The sequence below is a fragment of the Haloterrigena sp. H1 genome, assembly GCF_005938085.1.
Classification (GTDB): Archaea; Halobacteriota; Halobacteria; order Halobacteriales; family Natrialbaceae; genus Natrinema.
In genome coordinates this window covers 747,151-769,649 of the sequence record NZ_SMZK01000001.1, presented here as the reverse complement: position 1 = coordinate 769,649, position 22,499 = coordinate 747,151, and the positions used below count along the sequence as shown (strand labels likewise).

The following is a 22,499-nucleotide window of genomic DNA, read 5'->3' as shown; positions in this document are numbered from 1 at the left end:
CTTACCACCTCATCGTCGTCGGAACCGTGACGTCGATGTCACGGAAGTTACGGTACAACACCAGGATGATCCCGAGTCCGACGGCCACCTCGGCAGCAGCCAGCGCCATCGTAAACAGCGCGAACAGCTGCCCAGTGAGGTTGCCGTGATAGAACGAGAACGCGATCAGATTGATATTGGCCGCGTTCAGCATGAGTTCGACGGACATCAGGAACAACAGTGCGTTACGACGCGTCAACACTCCGAAGAGCCCGATACAGAACACTGCCATCGACAGCAGCACGTAATACTGCACGTCGACGGTCATCGACCGTCACCTCCAGCGTCTGCGGACTGCCCGGTCGTGTCGGCACTCGAGCCGTCGGTCCCACCGTCAGTGACGGCCGGCGCCGGACCACCAGTCGTGCTCGAGTCCTCGCCGGCGCTTGCAAGTGCCGCGACGGGTTCGCCTTCCTCCTCGCGTTTCGCGAGGACGAGGGAGGCGTCGAGTGCGGCGTCGAGTGCGACGGCGACGAGCAAGACGGCGGCGAGGAACGGTTCGGTGCCGCCGATCTGCTGGAGTTCGTCGAAGCCGAACAGCGCGTAGCCGAGTTCGGCCGTGATCGAGATATCGTTGGGGAAGCCGGCCCCTGCGGCCGTCGTCATCGGCTCGAAGGCCGTATTCAGCGTAATCAGCGCCATCACGCCGAATAGCCCGACGGCGAGCAGTCCCGGGACCAGCGTCTTGCCGAGTCTGAGTTTCGGGCCGGTCGTCATGCCTGTACCACCTCGTCCGTGTCGGATTCGTCGCGCTGGGTCAGCATGACGGCGAACGTGATGAGGACGAGGACCCCGCCGACGTAGACGAGGACCTGCATCATGGCGACGAACTCCGCCGCCAGCATCACGTAATGGATTGCCACGCTGAGCAGCGCCACGCCCAGCAGGAGCGCCGAATGCCACGGGTCCTGCATGAGCACGACACCCACCGCGCTGGCAAGCGTGAGTAACGCAAACAGCGCGAACGCGATCAGCTCGTAGTTCATGTATTGGTAGTTACTGCCCGTTTGCGGGACGGGCGGACCCGTTATTGGTAATCGACCTCCCCTTCACCTTCACCGACCCACGCGTCCCGATCGGGTTCGCGGGCGGCAAGTGGGTCGATGTCTTTGTACCACGGTACCGCTTTCAACTGCTCTTTGTTGTAGACGAAATCGTGTTTCGTGTCCGCGGTGAACTCGAAGTTCTCCGTCAGCAGGATGGCATCGACGGGGCAGACCTCCTCGCAAAGCCGGCAGTAGATACACTGGCCGATGTGGAGGTTATACTGTTCGCCCTGTCGTTGATCGTTCGTGACGATCTGAATCGTGTCGTTCGGGCAGACGTTTTCACACTGGCGACACCAGATACACCGCTCCTGACTGAACTTGTGGACGCCGCGGAACCGCGGCGAGACGTCCGGTGCGGTCTCCGGATACTCCACCGTGAACGTAGAGCCATCCAGTGCGTGTTTCATCGTCGTTGCCATCGATTTGAGTATCCCGATCATGCTATCAGCCCCACGATTACCGCAGTCAGAACGAGATTAGCGAACGAAAGGACGAGCAGTCCCTTCCAGCCGATCTCGATCAGTTGATCGATCCGGACGCGTGGCACCGCCGAGCGCAGCCACTGCGTCGCGAAGAACACCGCCCAGATCTTGATGATAAACCAGACGATGCCCGGCAGGACGGGGCCTGCAGGCCCGCCGAGGAAGATCGTCGCGATGATCGCCCCGCCGAGGAAGATGTGGAGGAACTCACCGAGGTAGATCAACACGAAGTGAACCGAGGAGTACTCGGTCTGATACCCCGCAACGATCTCGGTCGGTGCCTCCGGCGTATCGAAGGGGTTGCGCCCGACCTCCGCGAAGTTCGCCACCAGAAAGAGGACGAACGCGAAGGGGTTGACGAACGCGTACCACGTCGGAATCGAGATCCCCGCGATCTCCACCAGCGTCTCGTGTTGGGCCGCGACGATCTCGCCCATCTGTAGCGTGCCGGCGAAGATCACGACTGACATCCCGGTGATGACCAGCGGGATCTCGTAGGCGATGTTCTGTGCCACCGCACGGAGCCCGCCGAGCAGCGAGTACTTGTTCGCCGACGCGTAGCCGGCCATCACCAGCCCGAGGCTGGCGATCCCGGAGACGGCAAAGACGTATGCAAGTCCGACTTCGGGGTCCGCGAGGTGGAGGCCGCTTCCCATCGGGATGACGGCAAACCCAAGCAGCGCCGACGCCGCAACGACGATCGGCGCGAGATCGTAGGCCGGTCGATCGGCGTTTTCGGGAATAATAAGCTCCTTCGAGAGGAGTCGAACCGAGTCGGCGACGATAATGAACAGCCCTGCCGGCCCGAGCCGGTTGACCGCGATCCGGTCGGTGAAGGCGGCAGTGATCTTTCGTTTCGCCCACGGCCCTGCGACTCCAGTCATCGCGAGCATCAGGTTCCCGATGAGGAAGGCCGCAAGGAACGTCGCGAGGAGTTCCCCGCCGAGACCGAACCCGTCGAGGCCGGTCAGTTCACCGATTCGCTCGGGGAGCAAGACCGTATCCTGCAGCGGGACCGCCGGCAGCCCCGACGCCGCGTCGGTCGCGGCGACAGTTGTACCGGTCATACTAGCGGTCCACCTCCCCGAGCACGATGTCGAGACTGCCAAGCGAGGCGACCATGTCGGGGATGTACTCCCCTTCTGCCATCTCGGGCAGCGCCGAGAGGTTGTGGAAACACGGGCTGCGGATCTTGAACCGACCCGGCTTGTCCGTGCCGTCCGCGCGGATGTAGATCCCGAGTTCGCCTTTCGCACCCTCGACGGCGCGGTAGATCTCGGTGTCCGCATCCGGCTTCAGCGTCCGCGGAACGTTGCTCTGGACGGTCCGTTCGTCCTCGGGCCAGTCCTCGAGCAAGTCGAGACATTGCTCGATAATCTTCGCGGACTCCTCGACCTCCTGCATGCGCACGAGGACACGGCTGTAGTTGTCACAGCCGTCTTCGGTGACGACGTCCCACTCCAAGTTCTCGTAGTAGCCGTAGGGGTCGTCTCGACGGAGGTCGTAGTCGATGCCGGAGCCGCGAGCGACGGGGCCGGTACAGCCGTACTGTTTGGCGACCTCGGGCTCTAAGACCCCGGTGTCGTGGGTCCGGATCTGGAAGATCTCGTTTGCGGTCAGCAGGTCGTGGTACTCGTCGACCTTCGCAGGGAGGCCATCGAGGAAGTCACGCGTCTTCTCGATGAACTCCTCGCGGGGTTCGGGCAGATCCCAGGCGACCCCGCCGAGCCGGAAGTAGTTGAACATGAGCCGCTGGCCGGTCAGGTCCTCGAGAATGTCCTGTACGACCTCTCGGTCACGCATCCCATACTGGAAGATGGCGGTGAAGTCGCCGTAGACGTCCAGTGCGAACGTCGCCAGCGCGAGCATGTGCGAGGCGATCCGGCAGAGTTCGGCACCCATCGTCCGGATGACCTGCGCGTAGTCGGGCACGTCGATGTCTGCAAGATCTTCGGCGACGCGTGCGTAGGCCCACTCGTTCAGGAGGCCGGCCGAGACGTAGTCCCAGCGGTCCGGATACGGCATGATCTGGTGGCGATAGGTGCCCTGCTGGCAGATCTGCTCCTCACAGCGGTGCAGGTAGCCGATGTCGGGATCGACGTCGACGACCGTCTCACCGTCTAACACCGTCTCGATGTGGAGCACGCCGTGGGTCGCCGGGTGGTGTGGCCCGATGTTGAGGAACATCGTGTCCGACTCGTCGTCGTGGTGGTCGGGCTGGATCGGATTGGCGTGTTCCGTCAGCGTCACCAGCTGGGGTTTCTCCTGATCGTAGCCCCGCGAGAGCGGATGACCCTGCCACGTTTCGGGCAGCAGAATCCGTCGCGGATCAGGGTGGCCGTCGTAGTCGATGCCGACGAGGTCGAACGCCTCTCGCTCGTGCCAGTCGGCGGTGCGGAAGACCGGTTCGGCAGTCTGGCTGACCGGCTCGTCGGTCGTGGTCGGCACGACGACCGACACTTCCTGGGTCGGATCGGCGTACTTCCGGAGGTGGTAGATCGATTCGTACCGGTCCGGATACTCCTGTGCGGTCAGATTGGCGAGGTGGTCGAAGCCGGCCTCGTCCCGGAGGTCTCTGAGAACGTCCTGAACGTCGTCCGGCCGGATGACGAATCCAGGCGCGTTCAGATGATCGTCGCGTGCGAGCGCGCGATCACCGACGATCGCCTCGAGTTCGTCCTCGGTGACCTCGACTGGCGGCTGTCGTTCGAGTCCCGTGCTCATGGTGAATCAGCCCAGTTATAGCGCATCACGAGATCGTCTTCGTCGATGTCGTCCGCGAGCTTCTGGACGAGTTCGTCTTTCGGCAGGTCGCCGAACTCCTCGAGTTCGTACGGCTTGACCACGACTGGCGTCGACTCGCCGTTGCGGATCCGCTCTTGGAGTTTAGCGATGCCGTAGACGAGCGCTTCCGGCCGCGGCGGGCAGCCGGGGACGTGGATGTCGATGGGGATGATCTCTTCGGCACCCTTGACGACGTTGTAGCCTTCCTGGAAGGGGCCGCCGGAGATCGTACACGAGCCCATGCCGACGACGAACTTCGGTTCGGGCATCTGGTCGTAGACCCGCTTCATCCGGGGGCCGAACTTGGAGACGATCGTCCCGGGGACGATCATCACGTCGGCCTGGCGGGGCGAGGCACGCGGAACGCCGGCCCCGAAGCGGTCCAAGTCGTGTTTGATCGCGTACGTGTGCATCATCTCGATGCTGCAACACGCGATCCCGAACTGCAGCATGAACATCGAGTTGCCCCGCACCCAGTTCATGAACTTGTCGAACTTCGTGAGGATGAACGGGGTCGATCCGAAGGCCTCGCGAAGCTTAGAGTTGAAGCGGTCGTCGGCACCCTCCCCGATGCGCGAGTCGCGGGTGTCCGTCGACGGTGCGGTGCTGTCGTAGATCTGTTGGCGTGGTTGTTCGCTACTCATGGTCTATCAGCGTCCAGTTGGCGAGGTGTCCGTGCCCACTGTACCGCGCCTGTGCGCCACGCCCACGCGAGTCCGACGAGCAGGATGGCGACGAAGGCCAGCATCGGTCCGAGCGCGCGGACGAGCGGAATATCCGCCGCGAGCGCATCCTGATAGGCGACCGCCCACGGGAACAGGAGGACGGTCTCGATATCGAAGACGACGAACAGCAGCGCAACCATGTAGTACTGAATATTGAACCGGATGCGCGTTCCGCCGGTCGGAATCTCGCCACTCTCGTAGGTGGCACGTTTACTCGTTTCGGGAACCGTGGGCCGCAGGAGATACGATACCGTCATCATCCCGAGCGGTATCAGTACCCCGACGAGCGCCAGTGCCCCGATGGCGATCCAATCATTCATCTCGGTAACGTTCGGGGCTTCAAACCGCACGCACATAAGGGTTGATCCTTCGTTTTTCGGGGAAACACGGGCCACAACGGGATTTCAGCGTGAATAACTCCCATGTGAATAGTCACATGATCCTATATATAGGTACCTGGAGAGGTGTCGGACCGGTAAAAAAATATTACTCGCCGTCGAATCAGTAACGTTGGGCACTCGAGCGGGGCCTTCTTCATCCAGCCGAAAATATAAGTGTTTTGACAGGTGTTCTGCAACTGGGGTCAGAATGTTATCATGTCTATCGCGAACGGAACCGCGCTCGTTACTGCTCGCGCTCCCGGAACGCCGGTGTCCCCTCGTCGTGGAGCGCACGGGACACAGCCCCGACGCCTTCGCGTAGTCCCTCGTGGTAGTCGACCAATCGGTCGCGAACGTCGTCGTGCTGGCGAGCGAGGATCTGAGCGGCCGATAGCGCGGCGTTGAACGATTTGCCGGCGTCGACGGCGACCAGCGGCGCGCCGGTCGGCATCCCGATGACGCTGTCGACGGATTTTTCCTGGACCGGGACGCCGATGACCGGCAGCGGATACGCGATCGAGGCGGTCATATTCGGGAGGTCCGCGGACTTGCCGCCCGCGCCGGCGATCAGGACCTCGAGACCGCGATCCTCGGCCGCCTCGGCGTAAGCCGTCATTAAGTCGGGCGTCCGGTGGGCCGAAGTGACGTAGGTCTCGAACGTGAACCGTTCATCGGGCGCGTTCTCGTAGTCGGTCTGCTCGGCGAAGCCGAGTTCGTCGACGAAGGCGTCGTAGGCACCGCGGCGGCGGCCGCCGGTCATCATCGTCTCGAGGTCGGAGTCACTGCCCATCACGATCCCCACATCGGGGGTTTCCGCAGCCGGGCGGTCCTGGTCGGCTTCGTCGTGCAGGCGGTCGATCAAGTCGCTAACGCTGTCGCTCATAGGCGATGCTGGTCGGGCGAGTGACTTGAAACAGTGGTAAACGAGACCGAGATCGAATCGATCGCAGTCGAGCGACTACGACTGGAACGTCACGGCGTCCTCGAGGTCGCGCGCGGTCTCGAGCAGCTCGTCGATGGACGCGTCCTCGTCGTGCGCCGACAGCGTCACGTGGCCCATCTTGCGCAGCGGTCGAGCCTGCCGTTTGCCGTACCAGTGGAGGTTCGCATTGGGCGTCTCGAGGATTTCGTCGATATCCCCTAACTCTGCTGGCCCCTCTTCCTCGACGTCGCCGAGCAGATTCGTCATCACGGTCGGTGAACGCAATTCTGTAGCGCCGAGCGGCCAACCCAGTACGGCCCGGACGTGCTGTTCGAACTGCGAGGTCTGGGTTCCCTCGATCGTCCAGTGGCCCGAGTTGTGCGGGCGCGGCGCGATCTCGTTGAGCAGTATCTCGCCGTCAGTCGTTTCGAAGAGTTCGATCCCGTAGACGCCACGCCCGTCCATTACTTCGAGCACGTCCCGCGCAACGTCATATGCGCGCTCGGTAACGGCTTCGCTCGAGCGTGCCGGGACGATCGTCTCCCGGAGGATCTCGTCTTCGTGGACGTTCTCGCCCAGCGGGAAAGTGGCGACCTCGTCGTCACCCTTGACCGCAATGACCGACACCTCGCGCTCGAAGTCGACGAAGGACTCGACCATCGCGGGACCGGCGACCGACTCGAGGGCGTCCTCGGCATCGGCCTTGGATTCGACGGGGACGTTGCCACGCCCGTCGTAGCCGCCGGTCCGTGCTTTGAGCATCACCGGTGCGCCGTAGTCGTCGATCGCTGCACGGACATCGTCGGCATCGTCGACCTCACGGAACGGCGGGACCGGAACGCCGGCGGCCTCGAGCTCGCGTTTCTGGACGAGTTTGTCGTGGATCGTCTCGAGCGTCGACGGCTTCGGGTGAACCGCCGTCCCCGTCTCCTCGCTGATGCGGTCCATGACGTTCTGGTCGGCGAGTTCGATTTCGAACGTGAGGACATCGGCGCGCTCGGCGAGGTCGCGGATCCCCGCTTCGTCGTCGAAGTCAGCAACGATCTGATCGCGGGCCACGAGCGCCGCCGGACAGTCCGGCGTCGGATCGAGCACGACCACCTCGACACCCAGCGGCGCGGCCGCCTCGGCGAGCATCCGCCCGAGCTGTCCCCCTCCGACTACGCCGATCGTTGGTCCCGGCGTCCGTAGCGTCGTCATTACGCCGCGGTTGTCGTCGCCCGCGCTTAAGAATTCCCAAACGGCATGCTCGAGGTGAGGGAGGGATCTCATCCACGTGCGTCTCGTGTAGTGTCCGATCGAACGGGGCGACTCGAGACACACCAGCAGCGACCGAGAGCCAGGCTGCCGGCTTCCTATAAAAATCTTCGCGGCGACCATCCACGTCGGAAACTGACGGCGCCTACATATGTCGGTAGCAATACACAGTTACTGGTATGCGACGTGATAGTTCGCGACGTCAGGTGCTCGCTGGGGGGAGCCTCGGTGTGCTTGGTGCGCTCGCCGGCTGTCTCGCGACCGGCAGGAGCGCAACCGAGACCGTGACGGAAACCTACGAAATCACCGACCTCAGTTCGCTCTCACTCGAGACGGTCAACGGTTCGATCACCGTCGACGGCGACCAGGGCGACGCGATCGAGGTTCGGGCCCGCAAAGCGGCACCGACCGAAGACGCCCTCGAGTCGGTGACCCTCGAATCCAGCCGGAGTGACGGCCAACTGACGCTCGAGACGAACCACGAGCAGCTGCCGTTTCTGTTTGGCCCCAGTCCGAAACTCGACCTCGAGGTGACAGTCCCCCCGGAGGTTCGCCTCGCGCGAGCGAAGACGACCAATGGTGACGTCGAGACCCGGAACGTGACCGGCGAACTCGTCGCCGGAACGACGAACGGCCGGGTCGACGTCGATGGTGTCGACGGAGGACTGAGCGCCGAAACCACCAACGGCGAGATTCACGTTACTGGCGTCAGCGGCGACGTGGACGCAAGTACGACGAACGGGGATATCGACATCGCGCTTGCGGACGACGGCGGCAACCTGAGCGCGGAGAGTACCAACGGCAAAATTACGATCCGGGCATCCGCGTCGCTCGGTGCGACCGTCAGCATCGAGACGACGAACGGCGACATCTCGGTCGAGGGCTTCGGCGATTCGACCGCCTCGAGCGACAGTTCGCTCGAGATGACGCTGGGTGATGGGACGCGTCGTCTCCGTCTCGAGACGACCAACGGCGACGTGACGCTTCGCAGTACCGACGCATCGTAGCGATACCCATCCGGCTCGAGCACGAGAATCGGGTGCCGTCGAGCCCTGACCCGGTCGGCAATCGATAGCACGCGGCCACCGCAGAACGGTACCTCTTTTACCCATCCTCCCTACCGCTCGCCTATGACCACGCTCGGACTGGTGGTCGCGGAGTTCAACCGGCCGATCACCGAGCAGATGGAGCAGGACGCACTCGAGGCCGCAACGGCCGCGGGTGCAGACGTATACGAGACGGTCCACGTGCCGGGCGTCTACGACGCGCCGCTGGCTGCCGACCGCCTCGCACGTCGCGACGAGATCGACGCCGTCGCCGTGATCGGCACCGTCATCACCGGCGATACCGACCACGATCAGGTGATCACCGACGCCACCGCGCAGCGGCTCTCCGACGTGAGTCTCGAGCGCGATACGCCGGTGACCCTCGGCGTGACCGGCCCCGGTATGTCCGCCGCCGAAGCGCGCGAACGCGTCGAAAACGCGGCGAAAGCCGTCGACGGCGCGCTCGACCTCGTCGACGAACTCCCAGCCCCCAGTCCCGCAGCCGATTCCCAACAATGACGATGGAATTCACCGACCGTGTAACCCGAGTCGAACCGTCCGCAACGCTTGCGATCTCCGCGCTCGCCACCGAACTCGAGGCCGAGGGCGCAGACGTCGTCGACCTCTCCGTCGGCGAACCCGACTTCCCCACGCCCGAGAACATCGTCGAGGCCGGCAAGGACGCGATGGACGCCGGTCACACCGGCTACACGACCTCCGCCGGCATCCTCGAACTCCGCGAGGCGATCGCCGACAAACTCGCTGACGACGGCTTAGAGCACACCGCAGACGAGATCATCGTCACGCCCGGCGCGAAGCAGGCCCTCTACGAGATCGTCCAAGCCCTGATTCAGGAGGGCGACGAAGTCGTCCTGCTCGACCCCGCGTGGGTCTCCTACGAGGCGATGGTCAAGATGGCCGGCGGCGAGCTGACCCGCGTCGACCTCTCCGACTCCGATTTCCAGCTCGAGCCAGCCCTCGACGACCTCGAGGCCGCGGTCTCCGACGACACCGAACTACTCGTCGTCAACTCCCCGTCGAACCCCACCGGTGCGGTCTACTCCGACGCCGCGCTCGAGGGTGTCCGCGACCTCGCCGTCGAACACGATATCACCGTCATCTCCGACGAGATCTACAAGGAGATCACCTACGGCGTCGAACCGACCAGCCTCGGCACGCTCGAGGGCATGGCCGACCGCACCATCACGGTCAACGGCTTCTCGAAGGCCTACTCGATGACCGGCTGGCGGCTCGGCTACTTCGCCGGTCCCGAGGATCTGATCGACCAGGCCGGCAAACTCCACAGCCACTCCGTCTCTTCCGCCGTGAACTTCGTCCAGCACGCCGGCCTCGAAGCGCTCGAGACCGAGGACGCCGTCGACGAGATGGTCGCAGCCTTCGAAGAACGCCGCGACCTCGTCATCGATCTGCTCGACGAACACGACGTCGACGTCGCCGTCCCCGAGGGCGCGTTCTACATGATGCTGCCCGTCGACGACGACGATCAGGCCTGGTGTGAAGGCGCGATCGAAGACGCCCACGTCGCGACCGTGCCCGGCAGCGCGTTCGGCACGCCCGGCTACGCGCGCATCTCGTATGCGGCGAGCGAAGAGCGACTCGAGGAAGGCATCGAGCGACTGGCCGAGGAAGGCTACCTGTAAGTCAACACCGTCGCGAGCAGCTTTTCCGGTGCCGAATCGGGTTCTCTATGAGCGTACTCGAGCGCGTCGCTCGAAGCTGTTCGGATTACTTTCACTCTAGATAGATGTTGGGCTCGACGCACTCTCGCCATCTTCGCCTCGAAGTAAACAATAACTCATAAGCCACTCTATCGACTACCCCGAAGTGACGGCAAGTCCCGTGGTGTAGTGGCCAATCATATGGGCCTTTGGAGCCCATGACGGCAGTTCGAATCTGCCCGGGACTATTATGGTATTTCTTATACTTTTCACCCAGAGAGTTATTGGTGTGAGCTACCGCTGTGATATCCGCCAGTAGAACACAGCCCCACACAGAAGCAGCCCCTGAATACCCGCTACCTCGTCCTAACAACTCCATAGTAATCCCTGCGTCCTCGAGAGCCCATGCTATGTTCGGAACGAGCGGTATCCGCGGCACTGTCGGCGAAGAAGTAACGGCCGAACTCGCGCTCTCGATCGGGCGCGCCGTCGCATCCGACGGCTACGATTGCGTCGTCGTCGGGCGAGACGCGCGAGAGAGTGGCGCGGTCCTGACCGATGCAGTGACCGCCGGACTGCGAGAGTGCGGTGCGGACGTGCTCGAGGCCGGCGTCGCACCAACACCGACGATCGCCAGAGCGGTCCCGCGAACGAACGCGGATGCAGGCATTGTCGTCACGGCCTCGCACAATCCCGCGCCGGATAACGGGCTCAAACTCTGGTCGGCCTCGGGCAAGGCCTTCGATCCCGAGCAACTCGACGCGATTGCCGCTCGCGTCGAAGGCGACGAGTACGACCTCCGTCCGTGGGACGGACACGGCTCGCGCGAGCCGCTCCCGGATGCGACCGACCGCCATGCGGCGGCGTTGCGCGAGGCCGTCTCGATCGACGAGCCGCCGAGCGTCGCCGTCGACGTCGGGAACGGCACCGGCGCGATCACCGCGCGCGTGCTCTCGGAGCTTGGCTGTGACGTCGTGACGCTGAACGGACAGCGAGACGGACGCTTTCCCGGCCGGCCGAGCGAGCCGACGCGAGAGACGCTCGGCGACCTCTCGGCGCTCGTCGAGGCGACCGACGCGGCGGTGGGGATCGCCCACGACGGCGACGCCGATCGGATGCTGGCAGTCGACGAGACCGGTTCCTTCGTGCCGAAAGACGCCCTCCTCGCCCTGTTCGCGCGTGAGACCGCGACCGATGGCGACGTGATCGCCGCGCCGATCGATACGAGCATGGCCGTCGATGACGCGCTCGAGGCTGTCGGCGCGTCGGTGAGCCGAACGCGGGTCGGTGACGGCTTCGTGGCCGACCGCGCCACGCGGTCGGATGTCGTCTTCGGCGGCGAGCCCAGCGGAGCGTGGATCTGGCCGGACGAGACGCTCTGTCCGGACGGGCCGCTCGCAGCGTGCAAACTCGTCGAACTGGTCGCCGACCGCGGGCCGCTGTCCGATCTCGTCATGGATATCGAGACGTACCCCATCCGCCGTGCGTCGGTCAAGATCGAGAACAAAGACGCCGTAATGAATCTGGTCCGCGAGCGCGTCCGCGAGCGTTATGACGATGTTGAGACGCTCGACGGCGTCTACGTCGACGTCGACGACGGCTGGTTCCTCCTGCGTCCGAGCGGCACCGAGCCGGTCATCCGTCTCACGGCCGAAGCCCGAGACGAGTTTCGGGCCGAGCAACTGGAGGCAGATGCCGTTGGGGTCCTCGAGAACGTGATCGAAACGATATCGGGCATTCGCGCGTGACCGGGCCCGAGACACCATCCGATCGGCGGAATTCGGGCGTTATGGCGGGTTTAACGCATCGATAATGAAGTATCCCGTCACCATCGGTTGGCGTAGAGACGTGGTGCAACGAACGACACCGCTGCCATGGGCTGTCGGCTGCGGTCGAACGGACACACTGAGTAGACAACTAAAAGGATGACTCGGACGTTTCGCCGTGACGACACGGCATCGACTGGGGGTACGAACGAATCGAACGGGCTGGACACGCTGCTCATCGGGATCGATGCGGGGTGTCTGCCGGTTTTCGAACGGTTGTTCGAAGCAAACCGAATTCCGACCATCGAGCGGCTCTGTTCGGAGGGGGTCGCCGCGCCGCTCGAGTCACAGATTCCACCGTGGACGCCGAGCGCGTGGCCGTCGATTTATACCGGTGCTAACCCCGGAAAACACGGCGTGGTCGGCTTCGTCGGTTACGACGGCTACGACTGGCACGTAGCGAGCAACGACGACGTCCACGAGCACTCGCTGTGGACGCTACTGGATCACCACGACCGCTCGAGCGTCGTCGTCAACGCACCGGTCACGCACCCGCCCGACGAGTTCGACGGGGCGGTGATCCCCGGCTTCCTCGGGCCCGAGGACCCGCCATGTCACCCCGTCGGACTCTTAGACGAGGTCCGCGACGCGATCGGGGAGTATCGCGTCTACCCGAGCTACACGCGAGACGACGACTCGCTGTCCGATAGTGCGAAGATCGACGAGTATCAGAACCTCGTTCGGATGCGCGGCCAGGCGTTTCGCTATCTCGTCGGCGAGTTCGAGCCGGATTTCGGCTTCGTTCAGTTCCAGAAGACCGATACCGTCTTCCACGAGTTCAGCGGCAAGCAACGACACGTCGACCGCGTCTACGAGGCGACCGACGAACAGATCGGAAAGATCCTTGATGACTGTGACCCCGATCGCGTCTTCCTCGTGAGCGATCACGGGATGGGACAGTACGACGGGTACGAGTTCCGGGTCAACGAGTACCTCCGCGACATGGGCTATCTCGAGACGACGACCGGCGGCAAGGGGATGCCGTCGTGGACGCCGATGCGGAGACGACTCCGCGAGGGCGAAGAGTATGACACCTGGGAACCGGGCGTCGCTGCACGCGCAGCGTCGGTTGCCGCCCGATTCGGCATCACCGCCCGTCGCATCAGGACTGCTCTCGAGCGGGTCGGACTGGCCGAGATCGCCATCGAGTATGCACCGAGCGGGATCTCCCGGACGGCCAACGAGCAGGTCGACTTCGCCGAATCGGAGGCCTACGTCCGTGCACGGACCGAACTCGGCGTTCGAATCAATCTCGAGGGGCGAGAACCCAACGGTGTCATTCCACCAGAAGAGTACGAGGAACTCCGCGAGAACCTCATCCGGGCACTTCAGGCGATCGAGACGCCCGACGGCGAGCCGTTCTTCGAGACGGTCGCACCACGCGAGCAGTACTTCCACGGTGACGAACTCGAGGAGACGGTCGACATCGTCACGATCCCCGCTGGCTTCGATCACATGCTCTCCGAGCAGCTGGGCGACGGCGACTACTTCAGCCCGGCCGAACCCTGGAATCACAAACTCGACGGGGTCTTCGTGGCCGCGGGCGAGGGAATCGACGAGACAACCGCGCTCGAACGGGCCCACCTCTTCGACGTCGCACCGACGGTCATGGCCGCGATGGGCGTTCCGTACAGTGACCGCATGGACGGCAGCGTCGTTCCCGTCGTCGACCCGATCGAACCGACGTCCTATCCCGAGTACGACACGCACGATGACGGCCACCGACCGGCGACGGACGAAGCGGTCACCGATCGGTTGGCCGATCTGGGCTACATGAACTGACCGCCCTCACAGGCCCGATTCGAGTCGCTGCAACCCGCTTACCCGCGGTATAAGTATGGGCGGCCGCTCCCGACGACGGAGTACGACACCGATATCTCAATGGGATTTATTGCAGAAATCCACCTCAGACACGACGATCTTCCGCTGGTCCCGACGATGAAACGCTGTCCTGGCGTGACGCTCAGATACGAGTACGGGACGACGTTCGACGAGCAACGCCAACAGTTCGTCTCGGCGTTCAGCAACGCGGATACAGCACTCGAGGCGGTGATGGAGGCCGACCCGACCGTTTCGAACCCGACACGCGTCGCCGTCTTCGAGAACCGGACGATCTACCGTGTCGTCGTCGAGACGCCCCTCGAGATCGTTCCCGATCGCTGTGTCGAGACCGGGGTGTTCGCCTTCACGATCACGAGCGGCGACGGTGGGTGGGTCACACGGGTCCACGTCCCCGACCGCGACGCATTGTCGGCGTTTCGGGCACACTGTCGCGATCACGGCGTCTCGTTTCGCGTAAACCGACTGTACGACTCATCAGCGTCCGACGAGCGGACGTATTTCCTGACAGAACGACAGCACGAGATCCTCACGATGGCCTACTTCGCTGGCTACTTCGACGTGCCACGCGGAGCCACACAGGACGACCTCGCCGATCGACTCGGCATCTCGGATTCCGCGGTTTCCCAGCGACTTCGCCACGCCGTCTCCGAACTGATCGCCACCACGCTCGAGCGCGATCGGATGCCCGAGGAATGTCGATAATGAGACTAATAATCAGGTGCCGAACGTCACGATGGTCCGTCACGAGAGCAGCGATTAACGGGGTGGTAAACGCGCAGTTTGAACCGTGAGAATTCTCTCGTTCTCGCCGCTGGATCGGCGAGTTGTAACACGCGCAACCGTTTCGGAAATCGAATCACTTCGGCTGACTCGAGCGCGACGATCGGCTCTCGAACTTAAAAACTTGCTATCCGAATCCATAGCTACTGGACCCCATCATTACTCACAACGACTTGTATTTCAATGTCGGATGGAAGTGATCTGCAGCGCTTGAATCGTGACGCTTCTCGTGATTCTCACTCGACCGAGGGGGAGGCCGGTCGACCATCGCTCGACGGCTCGAGGTCACGGTCGAGGAGGGGGTTCTTGCAAGGAACCGTGGCGGCGTGTGCCGCCGGACTCGGCTTGACGTCGACCGCCGCCGCGTCGGATCCGTACGACCACTACTACGACGAGTACGCGACCGTCGTGGACGTGACCGAGGCCGGCGCGGACGATACCGGTACCGAATCGATTACGCCCGTACTTGAGGACCTTCGCAGTGACGACACGCTGCTCGTCTTTCCCGAGGGGGAGTACTTCATGGACGAGCAGTTTCGATTCACGGGCTTCGACAACTTCGGCGTCGTCGGCGAGAACGCGACGCTGATTCCGGCGGACTTCCACGAGTTCGACGGGCCGCAGTATCGGCTGTTCCGTCTCGGTGTCTCGTACAGTCCCGGGAGCCATCTCCGCTTCGAGGGCTTCGACGTCGATCAGTCGGCACCCGACACGGGGATCCGGACGATCGAAGCCTACGCCGACCGACTTGAGGTCCGCGACGTGACGATCGACGGCTTCCACGACAGCGGGACGTGGGGGCCGGGCATGTTCAACGTCACCGATCCCGACGGCTACGGGATCGTCGAACGGTTCCGAGCGCCGGACGGCGGTGCGTGGGTCGATAACACGCCCAGCGCCGGCAACCGCTGGCGCGGCCCGATCGGTATCGAAGCGAACCAGAACGTGGGGACGCTCGAGTTCAGACACTGCTGGCTCGGCGGCTTTCCGAACAACGGCCTCTACGCGGCGGGCGGCGAGGGGACGATCATCGTCCACGGTGGCTGGTTCCGAAACAGCAACGGCGCGAACGTGCGCGTCGGTGGCCAGGAGAGTGAAATCCGGTGGCCGACCGTCGAAGTCGATGCGACGCGGCCGGAGGACAGAGCTCAGCGTGGGATCCGGATCGAAGACGGGCAGGACATCGAAATCTACGGGGCCGCTATCGAGATCACCTCGCCGATGCCAACGAGTCACGCGATTTCGGTCATGAACACCTGCGAAAGTGCCCGGATCGACAACACTCGCCTGGAACTCCGGGGGTCGGACATCAACCACGGAATCGTCCTCTCGCCCGAGTGCGGCGAGACGACGATCGTCGAGACGGATATCACCCACGAAACCGCCGGCGGCTATCCGCTCTGGATTCGAGAGAGCGATCGGACCGAGCAGATACTCGCCGAGCAGCTGTCGATCTCGGGACGGGCAGGCGACGGTGGCGGCTTCCGCGACGGGATTCGGTGTGAGCGGGATAACTGTCGCTTCAGCTACGTCGATGTCACACAGCAGGGCCGAGACGGGACGGACCGGAACGCCCTCGTCAACACAGGTGCGGATTTGACGGTCTACCAGAGCGAACTACGCGCCAGTCAGCATCCGTTCATCGACCTCGGGTCCAACGCACTCGTTCGCGACTCGGTACTCGAGTCGTTGGGCGGCGAGGAGGCAGTCTGCCTCTACGACTCGTCGACGAGCCCGGCGTTCAAGAAGAACCGGCTGGTCGACGGAATCCGTGACCTCGGAGCGAGCGACGTCACGACCTGGGAGAACACGTACGCGTAGCCGCGTCTCGACCCGTTTAACCCCCGTATAATAACGCCACCCAGTCGCCACTGTCTTGCCACAGTGAGTACGTCGTATCGTGAGCGATCGTCGTCGATGGCGGCTGTCGATTGTTTCAGGGTGAAACCGTGAATCGGAGTATTGCGAGTGGCGTCTTCTCGGTCGTCAGTGCGAAAGTCGTCGTGCTCGTCGTCACTGCGCTCTCGACGCCGCTTTTGTACCGGCTTCTCGGCGCATCGGCGTTCGGCGAATACGCGTTTTTGCTGTCCGTCTTCGCGATCTACATGATCTTCGTCAGCTCCGGGATCACTGACGGCGTCCGAAAGTTCCTCGCGGAGGATCGGGCCGCGGCGAACTGGAGCGAACACGTCGTCGGCTTTTATCTCCGGCTGGCGATCGTGCTCTCCGTCCTCGGGGCCCTCCTGCTGGTGCTTGCGACACGGTTCGGACTCGTCGGTCGTGCGTTCGGGTCCGAGCTGACGGGTTATTTCTACGTCCTCGCCGCACTCGTCGTGACGGCGCAGTTTCGCGATTACGCGCGGAAGACGCTCATGGGATTCGGCCTCGAGCGGTACTCGGAGCCGCTGAAGATCCTCGACAAGGTCGGGTTCGTCGTCGTTGCCGTGCCGCTGGTGTACCTCGGCGCCGGTGTGATCGGCGCGCTTGCGGGGCATCTGGTCGCGAGTGCGCTCGTCGCCGTGATCGGACTGGCGCTCGTGCATCGTCGGGTGTCGCTGTCGTGTCTGTTCAGTCGGCCGACGAAGCGGTTCCCTCGGAAACAGATGCTCACGTTCAACTCGATGAGCATCGCGCTGGTCTTCCTGCTGATGTCGCTCTATCATATCGACATCGTGATGCTCCAGCACTTCCGGGAGAGCGCCGCGGTCGGGAACTACAAGGCGGCGCTTACGCTCGCCGAGTTCCTCTGGTTCATCCCGATGGCCCTTCAGACGGTGTTCGTCCACTCGACGTCGGAACTGTGGTCGCAAAATCGGCTCCGAGAGATCTCGGAGCTCGCGTCCAAGACGACGCGGTACACGTTCCTGCTGACGGCCGTCATGGCGGTCGGACTCGCGGCGTTGGCAGACATCGCCGTCCCGATTTACTTCGGCCAAGGGGCCATGCCGGCGATCACGCCCCTGCTACTGCTGCTTCCCGGATCGCTCGGCTTCGCGCTCGCGCGTCCGGTGCTGGCGATTTCACAGGGGAAGGGCATGCTCCGATATCCAGTCGCGGCTACTGGCGCTGCGGCCGTGATTAACCTCGTGCTCAACGTCGCGCTCATCCCTCGCTTCGGGATGCACGGTGCCGCCATCGCAACCAGCACTGGATACGGGTCGATGTTCGTCTTCCACTGCTGGAGCGCTCGACTGGTCGGCTTCGATCCCCTTTCGGACGCGCGACTCGGACGGTCGATACTGACGACCGTCCTCGCAGCCGTGCCGATCGTCGCCCTCTCGACCGCTCTCACGAACCCGTGGCTCGCACTCGCAGCCGTCCCGCCCGTCGGATTCGTGATCTTCGTCACGTTCGCGCTGCTCGTCGGCGCACTGGATCCCGCCGAACCCTTCGAGGTGCTGTCGATGTTCCCCGATCCGCTCGGCGCGAAGGCGGACGCGATCGGTAGTCGGCTCGCGGCCGGCGGGAGGGAGCGAGGGGAGCGCAACTGGCTCCATAGTTTGCTGTTCGTCGCCGGACTCTCCCTGCTCGTCTCGGGGCTCACGCTGGGAATATTGGGATCCGGAATACAGACCGTCACTCCGTGACAGAACCGGTACGCGCCGCTGGCCCCTTCTCGTACGCGGATGACCGAAGAAACAGGAGTGGTCGGTCTTCAGGCCGGACGAGCCATCCCTCACGGAGACTGAACTGACGCCGAAACCAAGGAAACTTGCCAGTAAATAATAGTACGACTTCTTTATTTAGAATATGTTGTGAAACTCGCGACTCGCGGTACGTTCAGGGGAAGGAGTAATCAGTTACTGCTGTGACCCGCTTTTTCACACCCTATATGTGTGGCACGATGAACTTTACCGGTAGCAGATGCCACATCTCTATGGAGAGTGAAAATTGTCCAAACTGCGGAACAGAAAATCCCAGTACACTACTTGAACCGGGGAGGAAGGTCCGGATCAGATGTACAAGCTGCAATCATACATGGCTCATTGAATATCCACCTTGACCATCGATCAAGTGTGGAGTTCAGTAAGCATCAGCCGTTACCGGTTCCGCCCGTCCCAGTTTCAAACCCGACTCTGAATAACGAAATCGTAGTCCCAACCCGAACGACCCTGCGGGCGAATTTGCGCTCGCACGGCGCTATCGCACCTGCCGCTCGAGCGATTCGCTTTCGGCCATGTCGAACACCATCGCCAGCAGGAGGAACGCGATACCGGCGACGAGCAACAGTAGACTCGTCGCGCCCTGGACGGCCGGTGTGCCGGGACTCGGAAGCGCCGAAAACACCGCCACGCCGGTTCCGAGGACGCCGATCGCAGCCGTCGCCGCACCGAAGAGGTAAAACAGGGCGAGCGGGTGGAAATCCACCGCGAGGTACTTGGTTTTCAGCCGCCACAGGAAGTCGCGAAGCAACATCACCGAGACCTTTGGGATATACTCCGCGTACGCGATGCTCGACTCCTCCTCGCCGTAGACCGCCGGCATCGCCACGTCGGCGACACGCATCCCGTGGACGTTCAGTTTCACCAGCAGGTCGTTGCAGTAGCCGTAGTACTCGTAGAGGTTTTCGACGTCGATCGCCGCGAGCGCGTCGTGGGAGATCGCCGTGTACCCGTTCTGGGGATCCATCGTCTTCCAGTAGCCCGAGGCAATCTTCGTCAGGAACGTCAGCATCGCGTTGCCGATGAACCGAAACCGCGGCATCGCGGCCCGGTACTCCCGCGACAGGAGCCGGTTGCCCTTCGCGTAGTCGGCGCGGCCCTCGACGATCGGATCGAGGAGCCGTGGCAGCTGGGAGAGGTCCATCTGCCCGTCCGCGTCGACGGTGGCCGTTGCGTCCACGCCGTCCGCGAGCGCGGCGAGATAGCCGGTCTTGATCGCACCGCCGGCACCGCGGTTCTCCCGGTGCTCGATCGGGACGACCCGACCGATCGTGTCGCGAACCGTCGCCCGATTCGCCAGCGCGGTCGCGCCGCCGTCGGCCACGAGTTGCTGGACGGTCGTGCCATCGTAGCTTCCGTGCTCGCTTGCGTCCGCCCGCGCGGCCTCGAGGATTTCACCCCAGGTGCCGTCCGTCGACCGGTCGTCGATCACGTAGATCCGATCGATGTACGCGGGCATCTCGCGGATAACGTCGCCGACGAACCCTTCCTCGTTGTAGGCGGGTATCACGACGCCGACGCTCGAGCCCCGGTACATCAGCGGTCACCCAGGAGGTCGGTGGCGGTGACGACGTCGACGTTCTGCGCGTCGATATACTCGAGCAGACCGTCGAACGCCTGTTCGCTCATGCCGTCCTCGCCGATGTATTCGAAGTGCAGGACTGCGAGTTGTCCGTACGTGGCAGCGTAATCGACGTACGTTTTCGTCTCGTCGCCGGCATCGCCGGCGAAGAAACCGACATTGTGGGGGTCCGTCAGCGGGAGCCCGTTCGGGCCGCCGCCGAACCGGAACGCCTGCTCGTGATACTCGCGGACGAGGTCGTTCGCCGTCGACCCGAGGACGTTCCGCGGCGTGACGAAGTGCTTCGCGCCGTCTTCGAAGCCACGATTCTCGAGATACGCTTTCGTCCGCCGGATCATCCCCTCCTGTTGCTCGGGGGTGAACTCGTGGAGGAACTTCGAGCCGGTTCGCGGCCGGGCTGCGAGGTCCCAGCCTGCGCCGTCCAGTTCGGTGAGCTTGTCGAGCGTGAGCCGGCCGCCCTCGCCGACAGCCTCGGGGATGACCGCTTCGACACCCGCGAACCCGTACTCCTGCATCCGGTCGAAGGCGTTCGTGTAGTGGCTCTCGAGCGTCCCGTCGAACAGGAGCATGACCTGGCCCGTGCCGGGCCGATCGGCTGCTCGAAGGTCGTCGACCCGACAGTCGATCGGCCCGCTCAGGTCACCGCGACGGCGGGCGATCAGTCGAACCTCGCGTACGTCCGAGAGATCGGGCTGGGTCTCGATCCGGTCGGTACCGAAATCGACGCGCACCCACCGATCGGCCGGGCCGGTGAGCGTGCGTTGCATGGCGTGTACGTTGCGCGAGTTCGGCGCGAACAGCTCGAGCGTGAGGTGCAGCTGCTCGCGGCCGGTGAAGTTGACGGCCAGCGAGAGGCTCTTCCCGGTCAAATCCAGTCCGTCCGGAATCGTCCTATAGATGGCCGCATACTCAGTGTTCTCGGACGCCGTGAGATGTGCCGATTGCGATCCGGCGTACGGATCAGTCGTCGTGGCCTCGAGATCGCCGCCGCCGATCATCGCGGTCCACTGATCGAGGTCCTCGAAGCGATCGATCGGGTCTCCCGGGAGGTCCAAGCTGTCACCAGCTCCCGACTGGGAAGTTCCGTCGCCCGACTGGGTGGCCGTCGGTTTGCCGTCCGTCCCGCGCCACTCACGTACCTGCGAGAGACAGCCCGCGAACCCGAGTGTGCCGACCGCCGCAGCCGTAGTCATGAACGATCGTCGGTTTCGGTCCGTCATTGACCGCGTGGACGAACTGTTCGCTTTTCCTTATACAGGCATTAGGAGGGCTGTCGACGACCAATTCTTGTTGGACACGAGTCCGTCATATTGCCGACCGGCCGGACTACTCACCTCCTACTGGCGGTGACGCCGTTTATCCACGCGATAATAATCCGGGCCAGACTGGAAGCCCTGAGAAATGACTCGCGTCAGCGTCATCATTCCGACGTACAACAGAGCGAAGACGCTTCTACGCGCGATCGATAGCGCGCTCGCCCAGACGATCGACGATCTCGAGGTAGTCGTCGTCGACGACGGCTCGACCGACAACACCGAGTCGGTGCTGGCCGCCTACGATGATCCGCGGGTTCGACCGGTCATCCACGAGACCAATCAGGGTGCGAACGTCGCCCGGAACACGGGCCTCGAGCACGCATGCGGAGAGTACGTCGCGTTCCTCGACTCCGACGACGAATGGCATCCCGAAAAACTCGACCGCCAGCTCGCGGCCCTCGAGGATCGCTCGAGCGACTGGGTCGGCGTCTACTGTGATACGGGCTACGAGCTGTCCGGAACGGACGGACGGCTCCGGTCGGCCGCCGCGTCCGTGCTCGCACGCTTAGACGACGACCCGACGCGGGAAGGAAACAACGAACTGGTCGGCGAGATCCTCGCTGACAACGTCCAGCCGGGTGCCGGCTCGACGCTGCTCGTTCGGACCGCCATCGCCAGGGACGCCGGCGGCTTCGACGAGGACCTCGACCGGTTTCAGGACCCCGAGTTCTGCCTGCGTGTCCTCGAGCACGGAAAGCTCGCCTACGTCGACGAGGAACTCGTCGTCCGCGAGGAGACCGGGAGTCCGCCGGCAGACGTCATCGCGGCCGCCAGCGAGCAGTATCTCTCGGCGTACGAGCCCGACGTCGAGCACTTCGAGGAGCGGGGCTACGAGATCCGCTCGAGCCACGCACTCATCCTCGCAAAGCAGTACTTCGCGGAGGGACGCTTCCTGCAGGGGCTGTGGCACCTGCGAACAGCGTCGGTGTCGCCGCGGACGTGTCCCGGTGTCTGCTGGGTCGCCGGCGCTGGCATCCGGCGGCGACCACGTCCGGTCGTCGCGGCGCTCGTCGTTTCGCTCGTCATCGCGACGGTCGGTTGGCGCGCGCTCACTCGGTAAGTCGGGGGCCACGTCGGTCCGTTGGGATCGGTCGCCAGCGCCTGAGCGCGAGCGTTCGATCGACGCAG

At 63.6% G+C, this 22,499-nt stretch carries 21 protein-coding genes and 1 tRNA gene; 10 read left to right on the top strand and 12 right to left on the bottom strand.

Translation table 11 applies throughout. The annotated features are described in order from the left end of the window. Position 1: 1 nt before the first annotated feature. The 10 genes from nuoK to E2L06_RS03895 form a co-directional block, all read right to left on the bottom strand. Positions 2-307 (bottom strand): NADH-quinone oxidoreductase subunit NuoK, encoded by a 306-nt coding sequence (nuoK, locus tag E2L06_RS03940; RefSeq protein WP_008009954.1) that lies wholly within the window; start codon positions 305-307, stop codon positions 2-4. Beyond that, positions 304-756 carry a hypothetical protein gene (locus E2L06_RS03935; RefSeq protein ID WP_138778800.1) on the bottom strand — a complete coding sequence of 151 codons (453 nt, stop codon included), beginning with the start codon at positions 754-756 and terminating at the stop codon, positions 304-306. The genes nuoK and E2L06_RS03935 overlap by 4 nt, the downstream gene beginning before the upstream one ends. After that, positions 753-1,025: an NADH-quinone oxidoreductase subunit J gene (locus E2L06_RS03930; RefSeq protein ID WP_008009958.1), complete on the bottom strand. Its 273-nt coding sequence runs from the start codon at positions 1,023-1,025 to the stop codon at positions 753-755. The genes E2L06_RS03935 and E2L06_RS03930 overlap by 4 nt, the downstream gene beginning before the upstream one ends. Positions 1,026-1,066: 41 nt before the next feature. Further along, the gene (locus E2L06_RS03925) at positions 1,067-1,528 is read right to left on the bottom strand and encodes an NADH-quinone oxidoreductase subunit I (RefSeq protein ID WP_008009959.1); all 462 of its coding nucleotides are present in this window, start codon (positions 1,526-1,528) and stop codon (positions 1,067-1,069) included. Further along, positions 1,525-2,637 carry a complex I subunit 1 family protein gene (locus E2L06_RS03920; RefSeq protein ID WP_138778798.1) on the bottom strand — a complete coding sequence of 371 codons (1,113 nt, stop codon included), beginning with the start codon at positions 2,635-2,637 and terminating at the stop codon, positions 1,525-1,527. The genes E2L06_RS03925 and E2L06_RS03920 overlap by 4 nt, the downstream gene beginning before the upstream one ends. A 1-nt stretch (position 2,638) precedes the next feature. Continuing rightward, positions 2,639-4,294 carry an NADH-quinone oxidoreductase subunit D gene (locus E2L06_RS03915; RefSeq protein WP_138778796.1) on the bottom strand — a complete coding sequence of 552 codons (1,656 nt, stop codon included), beginning with the start codon at positions 4,292-4,294 and terminating at the stop codon, positions 2,639-2,641. Next, on the bottom strand, positions 4,291-4,998 hold the full coding sequence (locus E2L06_RS03910) for an NADH-quinone oxidoreductase subunit B (RefSeq protein ID WP_008009965.1): 708 nt from the start codon (positions 4,996-4,998) through the stop codon (positions 4,291-4,293). Before E2L06_RS03910 ends, E2L06_RS03915 begins: the two co-directional genes overlap by 4 nt. Next, positions 4,995-5,399 (bottom strand): NADH-quinone oxidoreductase subunit A, encoded by a 405-nt coding sequence (locus tag E2L06_RS03905; RefSeq protein WP_138778794.1) that lies wholly within the window; start codon positions 5,397-5,399, stop codon positions 4,995-4,997. The genes E2L06_RS03910 and E2L06_RS03905 overlap by 4 nt, the downstream gene beginning before the upstream one ends. 304 nt (positions 5,400-5,703) lie before the next feature. Continuing rightward, on the bottom strand, positions 5,704-6,342 hold the full coding sequence (locus tag E2L06_RS03900; RefSeq protein ID WP_138778792.1) for an AIR carboxylase family protein: 639 nt from the start codon (positions 6,340-6,342) through the stop codon (positions 5,704-5,706). A gap of 75 nt (positions 6,343-6,417) precedes the next feature. Further along, entirely contained in the window at positions 6,418-7,581 is a 1,164-nt protein-coding gene (locus tag E2L06_RS03895; protein ID WP_138778790.1) for a 5-(carboxyamino)imidazole ribonucleotide synthase, read from the bottom strand. Between the two features lie 236 nt (positions 7,582-7,817). Here E2L06_RS03895 and E2L06_RS03890 point away from each other — a divergent pair, with 236 nt between their 5' ends. The 9 genes from E2L06_RS03890 (at position 7,818) to E2L06_RS03850 (ending at position 18,398) form a co-directional block, all read left to right on the top strand. Continuing rightward, complete coding sequence (locus tag E2L06_RS03890) at positions 7,818-8,645, top strand: DUF4097 family beta strand repeat-containing protein (protein ID WP_138778788.1); 828 nt, start codon at positions 7,818-7,820, stop codon at positions 8,643-8,645. Between the two features lie 123 nt (positions 8,646-8,768). Further along, entirely contained in the window at positions 8,769-9,203 is a 435-nt protein-coding gene (gene ribH, locus E2L06_RS03885; RefSeq protein ID WP_138778786.1) for a 6,7-dimethyl-8-ribityllumazine synthase, read from the top strand. Continuing rightward, positions 9,200-10,345 (top strand): pyridoxal phosphate-dependent aminotransferase, encoded by a 1,146-nt coding sequence (locus E2L06_RS03880; RefSeq protein ID WP_138778784.1) that lies wholly within the window; start codon positions 9,200-9,202, stop codon positions 10,343-10,345. The genes ribH and E2L06_RS03880 overlap by 4 nt, the downstream gene beginning before the upstream one ends. A 193-nt stretch (positions 10,346-10,538) precedes the next feature. Continuing rightward, positions 10,539-10,611 (top strand) — tRNA-Gln (locus E2L06_RS03875). A gap of 162 nt (positions 10,612-10,773) precedes the next feature. Further along, positions 10,774-12,111 (top strand): phosphoglucosamine mutase, encoded by a 1,338-nt coding sequence (gene glmM, locus E2L06_RS03870; RefSeq protein ID WP_138778782.1) that lies wholly within the window; start codon positions 10,774-10,776, stop codon positions 12,109-12,111. A 177-nt stretch (positions 12,112-12,288) separates the two neighbouring features. Then, a complete protein-coding gene (locus E2L06_RS03865; protein ID WP_138778780.1) occupies positions 12,289-13,971 on the top strand; it encodes an alkaline phosphatase family protein in 1,683 nt (560 codons plus the stop codon). Positions 13,972-14,070: 99 nt separating this feature from the next. After that, positions 14,071-14,733 (top strand): helix-turn-helix domain-containing protein, encoded by a 663-nt coding sequence (locus tag E2L06_RS03860; protein WP_138778778.1) that lies wholly within the window; start codon positions 14,071-14,073, stop codon positions 14,731-14,733. A gap of 396 nt (positions 14,734-15,129) precedes the next feature. Continuing rightward, positions 15,130-16,632, top strand: a complete 1,503-nt coding sequence (locus tag E2L06_RS03855) for a right-handed parallel beta-helix repeat-containing protein (protein ID WP_171052393.1) — start codon at positions 15,130-15,132, stop codon at positions 16,630-16,632. Between the two features lie 128 nt (positions 16,633-16,760). Next, positions 16,761-18,398, top strand: coding sequence for a flippase (locus E2L06_RS03850; protein WP_138778776.1), 1,638 nt, complete (start codon positions 16,761-16,763; stop codon positions 18,396-18,398). Positions 18,399-18,951: 553 nt separating this feature from the next. Here the strand turns inward: E2L06_RS03850 and E2L06_RS03845 are convergent. Both E2L06_RS03845 and E2L06_RS03840 read right to left on the bottom strand, forming a co-directional pair. Further along, complete coding sequence (locus E2L06_RS03845) at positions 18,952-20,010, bottom strand: glycosyltransferase family 2 protein (RefSeq protein WP_138778774.1); 1,059 nt, start codon at positions 20,008-20,010, stop codon at positions 18,952-18,954. Beyond that, entirely contained in the window at positions 20,010-21,275 is a 1,266-nt protein-coding gene (locus E2L06_RS03840; protein ID WP_138778772.1) for a hypothetical protein, read from the bottom strand. The genes E2L06_RS03845 and E2L06_RS03840 overlap by 1 nt, the downstream gene beginning before the upstream one ends. A 181-nt stretch (positions 21,276-21,456) precedes the next feature. On the opposite strand from E2L06_RS03840, the gene E2L06_RS03835 reads away from it, so the two are divergent. Beyond that, the gene (locus tag E2L06_RS03835) at positions 21,457-22,431 is read left to right on the top strand and encodes a glycosyltransferase family 2 protein (RefSeq protein WP_138778770.1); all 975 of its coding nucleotides are present in this window, start codon (positions 21,457-21,459) and stop codon (positions 22,429-22,431) included. Positions 22,432-22,499: the final 68 nt, after the last annotated feature.